General features: G+C 59.9%; 8 protein-coding genes. 7 read left to right on the forward strand and 1 reads right to left on the reverse strand.

Annotated elements, in window-relative coordinates; translation table 11 throughout:
* Window positions 1–15 precede the first annotated feature (15 nt).
* The 6 genes from BTW08_RS08755 to BTW08_RS08780 all read left to right on the forward strand — a co-directional run bounded on the left by BTW08_RS08755 (window position 16) and on the right by BTW08_RS08780 (window position 11,170).
* Window positions 16–4,041 (forward strand): type VI secretion protein IcmF/TssM N-terminal domain-containing protein, encoded by a 4,026-nt coding sequence (locus BTW08_RS08755; RefSeq protein WP_075562143.1) that lies wholly within the window; start codon window positions 16–18, stop codon window positions 4,039–4,041.
* 104 nt (window positions 4,042–4,145) lie between these two features.
* On the forward strand, window positions 4,146–5,069 hold the full coding sequence (tagF, locus tag BTW08_RS08760; protein ID WP_075562144.1) for a type VI secretion system-associated protein TagF: 924 nt from the start codon (window positions 4,146–4,148) through the stop codon (window positions 5,067–5,069).
* A gap of 26 nt (window positions 5,070–5,095) precedes the next feature.
* On the forward strand, window positions 5,096–7,588 hold the full coding sequence (tssM, locus tag BTW08_RS08765) for a type VI secretion system membrane subunit TssM (RefSeq protein WP_075562145.1): 2,493 nt from the start codon (window positions 5,096–5,098) through the stop codon (window positions 7,586–7,588).
* A gap of 431 nt (window positions 7,589–8,019) precedes the next feature.
* Window positions 8,020–8,550 carry a type VI secretion system tube protein Hcp gene (locus tag BTW08_RS08770; RefSeq protein WP_075562146.1) on the forward strand — a complete coding sequence of 177 codons (531 nt, stop codon included), beginning with the start codon at window positions 8,020–8,022 and terminating at the stop codon, window positions 8,548–8,550.
* A 299-nt stretch (window positions 8,551–8,849) separates the two neighbouring features.
* Window positions 8,850–9,962: a type VI secretion system protein TssA gene (tssA, locus tag BTW08_RS08775; RefSeq protein WP_075562147.1), complete on the forward strand. Its 1,113-nt coding sequence runs from the start codon at window positions 8,850–8,852 to the stop codon at window positions 9,960–9,962.
* Window positions 9,963–9,964: 2 nt separating this feature from the next.
* Complete coding sequence (locus BTW08_RS08780) at window positions 9,965–11,170, forward strand: hypothetical protein (RefSeq protein WP_075562148.1); 1,206 nt, start codon at window positions 9,965–9,967, stop codon at window positions 11,168–11,170.
* On the opposite strand, the gene BTW08_RS08785 is transcribed toward BTW08_RS08780, so the two are convergent.
* Window positions 11,161–11,430 (reverse strand): PAAR domain-containing protein, encoded by a 270-nt coding sequence (locus tag BTW08_RS08785; protein ID WP_075562149.1) that lies wholly within the window; start codon window positions 11,428–11,430, stop codon window positions 11,161–11,163. The genes BTW08_RS08780 and BTW08_RS08785 overlap by 10 nt on opposite strands.
* 127 nt (window positions 11,431–11,557) lie before the next feature.
* On the opposite strand from BTW08_RS08785, the gene vgrG reads away from it, so the two are divergent.
* On the forward strand, window positions 11,558–12,120 hold a 563-nt coding region (gene vgrG / locus BTW08_RS08790), incomplete at its 3' end, for a type VI secretion system tip protein VgrG (RefSeq protein WP_139313604.1).

A 12,120-nucleotide genomic window follows, 5' to 3' on the forward strand; every position in this document is an offset into this window, starting at 1 on the left:
GAGCGAGCCCGTACGATGCGTTTTCTTCGATTCCTGCGCTCGCTGAAAGGCTTCTGGCCGCTCTCCATCGTGTTGTGGTTGATGGGGCTGGCATTATGCGTCGTGCTGCTGCCCATGGTGACTCAAGAGCGCGAGCTGATCTTCATTGCCATGGCGTTGGTGACGGCGGTATGGCTGCTGATAGTGGTGATGCGCCAGTACCACCGTATTCGTGCGGAAAGAAATATCGAAAACCTGGTGGAGCTGGAAGTCCACCGTGACGCTGCCGAAAGTGAGTCCGGTGACTACCAGGTGCTGAGCGAGCGTCTCAAGCACGCCATGGCGATGCAGCGCGCCGCGCGTTCCGTCGACGGCGGCAAGGCGTCTCTCTACGAACTGCCGTGGTACCTGGTTATCGGCATGGCCGCCTCCGGCAAGACGTCACTGCTGACCCGCTCCTCGCTTTCCGCGACCATGGCGGGCGGCAGCAATCTGTCATCTATCAGCGGCACGCAACACTGCGACTGGTACTTCAGTCGCGAGGCAGTAATGGTCGATACCGCCGGACGTTATCTGGTCGAAGATCGCCCCGCAGGAGAGTTTGCCGACTTTCTCAAGACGCTGCGCAAACAGCGTCGCAAACCCGCCATCAACGGCCTGGTAATGGTGGTCAGCCTGCCTGAGCTGCTCGAAAAGTCCCGCCAGGAAGCGCATGCGCTGGCCGAGAAACTGGTTGCCCGCGTGGCCGAATATCGCCAATGCCTGGGTATCAATCCGCCGGTCTATCTGTTCTTCAGCAAGGCCGATCTGCTGCCCGGTTTCACACGGACCTTCGAGGCGCTGGATGCCACCGAGCGGCAGCAGCCCTGGGGCCTGACGTTTTCGTTAGATGAGTTGCGTCGTGACGGCGTAACCGGCGCATTTCAGCAGCGTTTTCCGACACTAGTGGCAGCTCTTCGTCAGCGTGTCGATCGGCGCATGATCGAGGAGGGTAGCGATGCCGACAGCGAGCTGCTGCGCTTCCCGGATTATTTCGCTGAACTCTCCGGCGTGCTCAGCGATTTTCTCGAACAGTTCGACATTCAGCAGCAGGGTGAGCGGGCGCCAGTCTTGCGCGGCCTATATTTCACTAGTGCGTTGCAGACCGGTCCGACACTACCGCCGTTGCTGGATGAGCAGACACGCTCCGAGTTCGCTCTCGAACCGGGCCCAGTCTCGGCGCCGACGAAGCGAACCGGCGAGAAGAGCTATTTCATCACCGACACCTTCCGCAACGTGGTTTTTCCCGACCGCAACCTGAGCCTCTACTACTCTCAGCGCGGCGATCGACGCGCGTTTCCTGCGTTCATGATCGGTGCTGTTGGCGTGCTTGGTGTCGCGGCGATCGCCGCCCAGGGCTGGTCCGCCTACAACAACAAGCTGTGGATCGATCATATTCAGCAGAACCTCGACGACGTCACGGCTGGCAACAGCACCGGCAGGCTCAAGCAGCACGAGCGTCGGGCGATGCTCGATGACCTGGAACAGCAGTTGGCGGCCATCGAACGGCATCGCGAGAGCGGCGTGCCGCTCAAGTTGGACCTGGGGCTCTATCAGGGGGAGGCGCTGCGCGATCCGCTCAAACAGGCATGGGCCACACTGATGCGGGAAGACGTCCTGGCGCCGCTGGCGAACCGGCTGGCACGTCAGTTGCGTTCGCTGGGCAGCTTTGCGACGGCGGGCGGAGAAATCGATACCGACGCGGCGAGCGACGATGCCACGGCGCGTTCATCGAATGGTGACGGCGCTGCCGCCGTCGACAACAGCGCTCAGGCGGTGGGAAACAGCGGTCAGGCGGTGGGAAACAGCGGTCAGGCGATCGGCCAGGGCGCGTTGGATCGTCTGCAGGAGCGCTCGACGTCGCGCCCGACGTTGGGCAGCGTACCGACGAGCGCGTCAGAGCTGAGCAGTCGTGCTCGTGGTGAGTTGCGTTCGAGAACCACCGACAGTGCACGTGATGCCTGGTACTCGGCGCGTAGCAATGCCGAGACCGAGCTCGAAGAAGGTCTGCGCAGCCGGACCAGTGAGCTGGGCAGCGTCGTCGGCGACAGCAACGGTGACGAATCGACGCTGACGCTCTCCGGTGAGCAGGGCCCGTCGCTCTCCGAAGAGATGCTGACCCAACTGAGTCAGGAGGACGTCGAGCAGCTGATCGGAAGCTACTCCTCACTCAAGCTTTATCTCGTCCTCACCGATCCGGCTTCGCATCAGGACCAAGGGGATTTCGTCGCCGCCGCGCTGCCTCGGTTGTGGCAGGACTCGGTTCGCCGGCGAGGACTTTCCCGATCGCGTGACAGCATCGTGGATAACGCCGCTCTCTACGTGCATTACCTGCAGCAGGGGACGGCGCCCGCGCTCGAGCGCGACGACAATCTGGTCGCCGATAGTCGCGAACGGCTCAACGCGTTCCTGATCGATAGCAGTCTGGTCGATCGCGAATACCTGCGCTACCAGCTGGATGTCGAGGAGCGCTACGATCCGCTCACGCTATCCAGAATGGCCCCTGACATGCCTGGCCGGCTTTTCTATTCCAGTCGGGCCGTCCCCGCTTTCTACACCCGACAGGTATGGGACGAGTACCTGCGCCCGGCGATTATCGAAACGGTATCCGGCGATCTGCAGCGCGAGTCCGACTGGGTGCTGGACGACGAGAGCGTCGATGACGCCGTGCAATCCAAGGCGCGCTTCGTCAGCCAGTTGATGACGCGCTACAAACGCGACTACGCGATCGCTTGGGAACGCTTCCTCGGTAACACTCACGTCTCCCATTTCGACACCCTCGATCAGGCCAGCGTAAGACTGGCGGAGCTGAGCGATCTGCAGGGTTCACCGCTGCGCCAGGTGCTGGAAGCGGTCAAGGCCAATACCGGCTGGGACGATCCGCAGGCCAATGACGTGGACGGGGACGCCAGCGGCAAAACGCAGGACAAGAGCTTCTGGGGGCGTGCCATGAGCGTCTTCGACAGTGGCGATGGCGGTGCCACGGTGGATCTGGCGACACTGCCGAAGATCAACGATGGGGCGCTAACTCGTCACTTCCGCCCGGTGGCGCGAATGCTCGCTGCCGATGAGGCCACCGGCAGCGACAATTCCGTGCTCAATCAGTATCTGCTCGATCTGCGTCAGCTCAAGGTGCGAGTCGACAATGTCCGTAGCGCCCAGGACGTCGGCCGCAGCAGTAAATCACTGATTATGGCGACGCTTTCGGGGCGGCCGACCGAGATCAACGGGCTGCGCAATTTTGTAGCATCCCGTGTGGATACTTCCCGTGCACCGCTGGTCAAGGCGCTCGAGCCGTTGTTCCGAGTCCCCGTCGAGGACACCTGGAAGGCGCTCAACGATCCCGCCAAGAACCAGCTCAATGCGGCCTGGGACGACAAGATCGTCACACCCTGGGACCAGATGGTCGCCGGGCGCTACCCGGTCAGCGATTCGGTCAACGAAGCTTCGGTTCGCGACCTGGAGTATTTCATCGACCCGGACCAGGGGGCGCTGTCTCAGTTCCGTCAGGAGGAAATTGGCGACCTCGCCGGTTCCGGCAGCGGCCAACGCTCGCCGATGGTCGACCCACGCATGCTCTCCAGCATCGATGATGCCACCGCGCTTGGACAGGTCATAGATAGTCTTTCCGATCTACGCAATGGCTTCGAGCTGCAGATGAATCCGACCGCGGGGCTGACCGACATCATTCTGACCATCGACGGTCAGCGCCTGCATTATCGTAACAACACCCAATCCTGGGAGCGGTTGATCTGGCCGGGCGACGGCGAATCCTTCGGTGCGCGCATGGATATCGTCAATCGGAACGGGCAGCGCCACACCGTATTCGATTATCCCAACCGGTGGGGATTTCTGCGCATGATCGAGAGTGCTCGTATCACGCCAATCGACAGCGCTCGGCAGCGATTCAGCTGGCGCACCTATATGGGCACGGTGAGCTTCGATGTGCGCAATTTCGGCGGGGTGAAAATATCGGATCTGCGTCGAATCAAGTCGCTGAGCATCCCAACGATGAGTCGATGACGGTAGCAACAGGGCGTTGGAAATAGCGCGAAAGCCATAGGCCCGGGATGCAGGACGCGGGTCGGTAACGATGCAACGGGATAGGCGATGAGAAGGAAGTCTGCATGATCGGCTGCTTTGGCAAGATTCCCGCGAAAGCCGATTTCGTGGGGGTGAACGCCGCCGGTACGGTGATTCAGGAACTCGATCAGTGGTTGCAGAGCGCGCTGGTGCAATTTCTTGATCATGAGGACTGGATGCATCGGTTCGATGCGCTGCCGGTCTGTTTCTTCCATTATCACGCTCGCAACGGTAGCGACGTGATGGGCGCGATGATCAGCTCGGGCGATGCCTCCGGTCGCCGCTATCCGTTCTTCATTTTCCAGATGTTGAAAACGGAAGGGCGGCAGTCGGTGCTGCCTTACCTGCATACGCTGGGCGAAATCTTTGCCGGCCAGGCTCGAGACATCCTGACCGATTCCGTACACGGCTCGGTGCCGATTGACCCGACCGTAGCGATCGAGGATCTACGACGTTGGACCGATCAGGACTTGACGCTCTACCAGCGCATTCACGAGCGGTTTCTGCAGGATTACAGCTTCGACGACATCTCGCGGGCGCTGGAGTGGGGCTGGCCGGAATTCATCGGCAACGCCAGTTTGCACCGCTTGTACTACGCCCTGGAAAGCTGGCGGGCCGGCAGCACGCTCGCGGTGCTGCTTCCATTGCCGGCGGAGCGAGGCCTGAAGAGGCCGGTTGCAGACCTTTGGCAGCAATGGCTTGGTAGCGCCTGCCATGGCGGTGCTCCGGTCATGAGTTTGTTGATCGATGATTTCATGCGCCCTCGTTTGTTGCTGATGCCGGTGTGGCGCAGCGCCGAGGCGTTTTTTGAAGTGCTGTCGAATCCCGGTGACCGCCGGCTTTGTATCGACGTGCTGGCGCCGTTCGCTGATGGCGAGCCGCATCCCGGGACCTTGTCGTTACCGGATACCCGACTGAGCCTGGCCGATTTCATGTCCCAATTTCCGCGCAGCCGTCAGGCGTCGTGAATGGGCAACAGTGAGCAGATGGACTGATGAAACGTTTGAAATTCGCTTATCTGAAATACGCTTTCTTCAAGTATCAGCCCTACATTCTGGGGTTGTTGTTCTTCGCGGCCATTTTTCTGGTATGGCGGCTCGGGGTGGCGCTCGGCTTTTCGTCGCTTGCCAGCTTGCTGACCGGCATCGTTGCATTCCTGCTCGCCTCGGCACTCTATGTGCTGCTGCTCTACCGGGGAGTAGGGCAAAAGCGCAACCTCGAGCATTTACTGATGGACGACGCCGATGCGGCAGTTCTCGAGGCCAGCCCTCAGGATCGTGAAGAGATCAGCCTGCTCCGCGAGCGGCTGTTGACGACGATCGAGCGCTTGAAAAAAAGCGGCAAGGGTAAGGGGAAGCGGGGCAGGGACGCGCTCTACGCGCTGCCGTGGTACATGATCGTCGGCCAGCCGGCGGCCGGCAAAAGCACCATGGTTTATCAGTCCGGTCTCAATTTTCCCTTCGCCGAGAGAGAGAACGCTCGGGTCGCCGGAATGGGCGGTACGCGACACTGCGACTGGTTTTTCAGCTCGGACGCGATCCTGCTGGATACTGCGGGTCGATACATGAACAGCGAGGAGGAGGCCGGTAAGTGGAAGGGCTTTCTGTCTTTGCTCAAGCAGCATCGGCGAGACTGTCCGCTCAATGGCTTGATCGTCGCGGTCAATATCAGTGATGTAGTCCAGGCCAGTGATACTCAGCGCAACAATCTGGCACGGCGTCTGCGTGAGCGGATTCAGGAGGCTCGCGAGCATCTGGAGGCGCGCCTGCCGATCTATCTGGTCTTCACCAAGTGCGACCTGATCGAGGGTTTCACCACTTTCTTCGAACGTCTCGACCCGCAGCGCCAAAGCGACGTGCTCGGGCACACCTTTGCGCACCGGCAACCTGGCGATGTGAACTGGAGCCAACAGTTCGATACCGCACTGGAAAAGCTTTGCCAGCATTGGCTGCAGATGGGTGATGACGAAATCGTGCAGCGCGATGTCGTCGATACGCGTCGAGAGGTCGCTGCCTTTCGTTTCCCGCTCGAACTGGCTGCCTTGCGCGAACCGCTGACTCGCTTCGTCGAGGCGTTGACCAACGCCAATCCCTACCAGAGCGCGCCTTTGCTGCGAGGCTTCTATTTCGTCAGCGCGCTGCAGGAAGGCGACGCCATCGAGGGGGAGCATGCCGGTCGCATCGGTCGTCATTTCTCTCTGGCCAAGCCGGAATCGTTGACCGGCGAGCGCACCAATCATCCGTTCTTTATCGCCAACCTGTTTCGTCAGGTCATCATTGCCGATCAGCATCTCGCAGCCCTCTACTCGAGTGACGTGCGTGGTCGGCGTCGCAAGCTGCGCTGGACACTGGCGGCAGGCATTTTCGGCGCTATCTGCTGCGCGCTCTGGATCACCTCCGCGGTGCGCAATCATGGCGAGATCGCTGCCATGTCCGTGACCTTTGCCGATGCCGTAGAACAGGATGATCAACATCCCGAACGGTATGCACGCTGGTCGAGCCTGGATGCGCTGCGGGATTGGGGAAGCCACTACTATCAGCGTCGGCAGGGCGATGGGGTGCCGTGGTCGATGGGATGGGGGCTATATCAGGGAGACAGAATCGAGCCGGCAATCCGTGAGCGCTATTTCGATCAGCTGCAACCGGTGATGTTGGAGCCAGTCGAGCAGAACCTGACTCGTTCGCTGTTCACGCTGACCACCATTGATGTCTACCGGCGGAACAGCGATGAACTGCATGCCGTCGAAGGGCCGGAAACTGTCGCTCCTTACGCGCGACCTCGCGATAACAGCGCGGATTCGCTAGCCAAATTCGGGCGTTCCACGCTGGATACCTATCTGATGATGTCCGATCTCGATCGCGCCGACATCGATTCTGACGTACTGCGCGCTCAGCTTCCGGCTTTCTGGTATCCCGATATTCAGCACCGAACCGGCACCACGATCGACGAGAATCAGGTCGACTATCGTTATGCGGGTCGTCAGATCGATTTCTACAGCGCTCAGGTGCAGGAAAACGATGCCCCGAGAATCTCCGCCAATGCCTTCCTGATATCCAGCAGCCGCAATTACATCGACAGCCTGCTGGAGCAGACTCTGACCAGCTCGGAAACCATCGTTCTGGAGTCCGACACGTTGTTTGCCTTCGGGCGCGGCGACTATTCGGGGCTGCAGGCAGCAGGGCAGAAGGAACTGGATGAGCTGGCCGAGCGCCTGCTCAATACCCAGGATCTCGGCCAGATTCTGATCACCGGTCATGCCGACCCAATTGGTAATGAGCGGGCCAACCAGCAGCTCTCGCTCCAGCGTGCCATGACCATCCGTCAGTACCTCATCGGTAAGGGCGTGCCTGCAGGGTTGATCGAGGCGAAAGGAGCTGGCAGCGAACGCCCGCTAGTGACCTGTGATCGCGGTCAATCGCGTGCGGCGTTGATCGATTGTCTGGCGCCCAATCGGCGGGTAGAGATCGAGGTCAGAAAGCAGGAATGAGTAGGCGATCGGTTAACGATAAATCGCAATGTGTAACGAAATATATAAAATGTAGTTAAGTGTGTTAATCGGCTTTAAAAGTAAAAATAGGGCTATATAATCTGGGTTAAGTGAGGATTTGTGAAAAACTGCACACGGAGATGTCATTCTGAAACAGTTCAGGCTGTGTAGGAAATTGGATATATATGGCATGGCCAATTTCCTAACATCCGACGTTCTGGATGACGCTATTTCGCTGTAATGGGCGATTGTTATTTGAGTGATGCTGTTTTTTACTTTTAAAAAACAACTGTTTGTTTGACCGCTACGTTTTCATCGCCGATGAATTGGTGATGTCAGGTTGGCAAAGAGATGCTGCTCATGGGGTCGGGCTCAGGCTTCCATTCATGAGGGCGTCATCCCGTAGGTAGGAAACTAGGAGAACTGAGAAAATGGCTTTTGATGCTTACCTCAAAATCGATGGCATTCCCGGTGAGAGTCTGGATGACAAGCACACGGATTGGATCGAACTTAAGAGCTTCGACTTTGGTGCTAGCCAAGCAACTTCCGCAACGGCCAGTTCCTCTGGGGGCGCCTCTGCCGAACGTGTCAATCTGAGTGAATTCCGCATTCAGAAGTTCGTCGACAAGGCTTCTGCCAAGTTGTTCGAGTCCTGCTGTAAAGGTCAGCACATCAAGGAAGTCGTGCTCCACGTCAACCGCGCCGGTGGTGACAAAGTGCGTTACATGGAAGTGAAGCTGGAAGAAGTCATCGTTTCCTCCACGGAAATGGAAGGGACTTCTACGTCTACCGGTTTCGAGCAGAACGATAGCGAAGACCGCCATGATCTGCCGTACGAAACCGTCAAGTTCAACTACGCGCGGATCAAGATCACTTACACCCAGCAGAAGCGTTCCGATGGCCAGGGCGGCGGCAACGTCGCAGGCGGTTGGGATCGCACTCGCAACAAGGTCTACGCCTAAGTTGCTTCGCCGCTCTTCGGAGCGGCTATCGACATGCTCACCGGTCATGGCGGCGAACGGTGAGCATGTTCTTGATTGGTTTTGCTATTCGTCCTGCCGTGCAGGTAAGAAGCTCGATGAATGGCCATCGTTGATTGACCCAGGCAGGCCGCAGGGGCTTTCGGGCCCATGCCACAGCGCTCCGGCAGGAACCGATGCGTGTCCCGTTTGGCTGCTGCCTTTCTGCGTGAATCAATGCCGCCGCTGGTCGGACGACGCCGTAGTCCGCCACGGCCTTCAATGCGTGTGAGGTCGAAGATATGGAGCAACTCGGCGAGCTTTCCATCGATGCGCTTCTCGCGCCCATCGAGGGCGGTAGCCATGGTGGTAGCGGGGAGGATCTGACATTTTCGATACTGTTCGATCAGATCAAGGAGGCGCGTCGAGCCGACCCGACCTACCTGCCCCAAGGCGAGTGGCAGACGGAGCTCAAACAGTCTGACTGGGGCCAGGTGGTTAATCTGACCAGCGAGGCGTTAGCGGAGCAGAGCAAGGACCTGCAACTGGCCGGCTGGCTTTGCGAGGGGCTGGTACATCGAGAAGGCTTCGATGGGATCCGGTTTGGCTTGGCCCTGACAACACGTCTTATCGACGAGTACTGGGAATCGCTCTATCCCGAAATCGACGAAGATGATCTCGATGAGCGCGCCGCGCGGCTGGGATGGCTGGTCGATACCCTGGTCAACGTTGTGCGCACACTGCCGCTGGTCGCCGGCGACGGCTATAGCCTGGCCGACTACGACGAATCCCGTCAGGTAGAGAACCAGGCCCGTAACGACCCGGATGCGATGGATCGGGCGCTGGGCGAGGGCAAGATCAACGACGAGATCTTTCAGCGTTCCGTCGTTCTCAGCAGTACGGCATTTCTACAGGAGCGGCACGCTGCTATCGCTGCGTCACTGGTATCGCTGGCGCAATTGGATGGAGTCAGCGACCAGCGTTTCGGCCGCGATGCCCCGAGTTTTTCCTCCCTCGAAAAAGTGTTGGTCCAGTGCCGCGATCTCACCGAGAAGCTGCTGCGTGAGCGTGGTGCCGGTATCGCGGTGGAGGATGAAGCTGCGGCTATCGCCGAGGCGGAAGCCGAAGCGCCGGGACGCCTCGAGCCCAGTTTTACGGCGCCCGCTACCGAGCCCGGCGGTGAGCTGCGGACCAAACCCAAGAGCCGCGACGAAGCCTTCGAAATGCTCAATGGTGTGGCACGCTACTTCAAGGAGCGCGAGCCCCACAGTCCGGTGCCGTATCTGATCGAGCGTGCCGTGAAGTGGGGCCGCATGCCGCTGGAAGAGTGGCTCAAGGATGTGATCAAGGACAACGGTGTCATCGATAACATTCGCGACACGCTGGGCACGCAGTCCAAGGATGACGACTACTGACCATGTCTCGCGCCTCGATTTTTGATCTGCTTCATCAGCGCCAGCAGCCCATCGAGCCAGTCGAAGAGCCGAGTTCGGCGCGGAACGATTATGACGCCGGTAGGCTCCGACTCCTCGATGGCGTGGCGTTGACCGCGTCTGGGTTCGTCGGCGCTGGCGCCGTGCCGGAGGCGCAATCGCCGGCACTCTCTTCTTCCCTCCATGGCCCGGACGGTTTTCGGCTGCTGGTTCATCGGATCGCTGATGTCATGCCGGTTCAGGAGCTTCGGCTAGGGCGTTTCGAAGCCAAGGCATTGAGGCTCCATGAGCTGGTTCAGACGATCGTGATCGAAGCGCTGATGATGCTCGAGTCGCTGCCGGAAGATACCGCCTTCGATGTCGTGCTGACTGCGCCAATGCGCTCGCCGGAGGCGGCTGCCATCGTCGTCGAGCACCTACGAGCCGCCATCGTCGAAACACAATACGCTTCGGCGTTGGGGGAGATTCACCGCACCTCGCAAGATGGCGACCCGCATACCGTGTTGGGCGTCGGCGATAGCGGTGGAATGCCTCACGTGCTGTGGATCAGCGCGGATTCGCTGCTCAACGACGAAGACGTCGCGTCGATGCAGCATCGTCGCCTACTGGGGCGCTCCTCGAATAGCGCAGGCCTGTATGTGGGAGAGGCCGTCATTGCGCTCCTGGTACAGCGACTACTGCCCGAAGACGATGGCTTCGACACCGGTTGGCAAATCGAGAAAGGCGTGACCCACGATCATCCGGCTCGGGCGACGCGGCGCGATCATGCCAAACGCCAGGCCTTGATCGAGCTGTTATCGGACGCCTGGCCCTTGGCCGCGACGACTTCGGCAGCTGGGTTCGGTGATGCCGAAACATCGGATGCTTCTGCCGACGAGGTCGGCGCAAGCACTTCGCCGGCACGGGTCGTCATCGATGCGATGGGCCTACCCGGCAGAGCGGTGGAAATCGGTAGTGCGCTGATCGAGCGTTGGCCCGAGATCGACATGATCGATGACGGCATCGGCATCGATCAATTCTGTGGATGGCCGGGCGAGGCGGTGACGGCGCTGGCCTTGGCGCTGGCGATCGCACCGCTATCGCCAGTGGAAAGCGCGTTGGTTCTCAGTGTGGAAGGCGAAACCCGTTCGACGGCCTGGCGCTTACAATCCTGCGCGGCCTTGGCCGCGCAGTCAGGCAATCACTCGTGACCGCTGTCGCCGTTGTGTGACGAGATCAGCGAGGCGCCGCAAGCGGTCTTATGGCCATGCAGTGCCACCGGCTTGCCGTTGATTTTCATGGTCGGATGACCTTCGACGATGGCATTGGTGCTGCCGTGACCGTCCTTTGGGCAGGTGACCTTGTCGCCAACACAGGCAACCGGTTTGCCGTCGATCAGGTAATTGCTCTGCGCGGTAATGACTTTGCCGCCGTGGCTGGTGGCGTCACCGAGTACAACGATGCCTTTCATCGATCCGGGCTTCCTGGCAAGTGTGAGAGGTCGAGCCCGGCCAAGCGGACTCATCAACGAGCGTTAATTTAGCCATCGACACCGTGGCGGTACAAGCAGCGGGTGGTGGGATGGCGGAGAGGCCAAGATGGCAGAGACGATGCTGGATAGTTTGCTCGACACCTTCGATATCGGGCTGTCGCAGTCCCAGCGGCTGCTGACGCTGGAGATCGCCGGGGCTTCGTTGCTGCCGCATCGGCTGGTTGGCGAAGAGCGGGTGAGCGAACCGTTCACCTACACCCTCGACTGCATCTCCCAGCAGGGTGACATCGAACTCAAGACGTTGATGGCGCAGCCGGCCAACCTGTCGATTCTGCAGGCCGACGGCAGCTATCGCCGCCTGCACGGCCTGGTTTCCGAGGCAGCACTGCTGGGCGAAGACGGCGGCGTCACCTACTACCAGCTCACGCTGGTGCCGTGGCTTTCGATGCTGAAGCTCGGCCGCGACAGCCGGATCTTCCAGGACCGCTCGGTGGTCGAGGTGCTGACCCAGGTGTTCGACGGCCATGCGCTGGCCAAGGGCCGCTACCGCTTCGACCTGCGTCGCGACTATCCCGCGCGCAGCTACTGCGTGCAGTACCGAGAGAGCGACTTCAACTTCATCAGTCGCCTCTGCGAGGAAGAAGGCCTCTTTTACTATTCAGAGTTTGC

This window comes from Salinicola sp. MH3R3-1 (genome assembly GCF_001937155.1).
GTDB lineage: Bacteria > Pseudomonadota > Gammaproteobacteria > Pseudomonadales > Halomonadaceae > Salinicola > Salinicola halophyticus.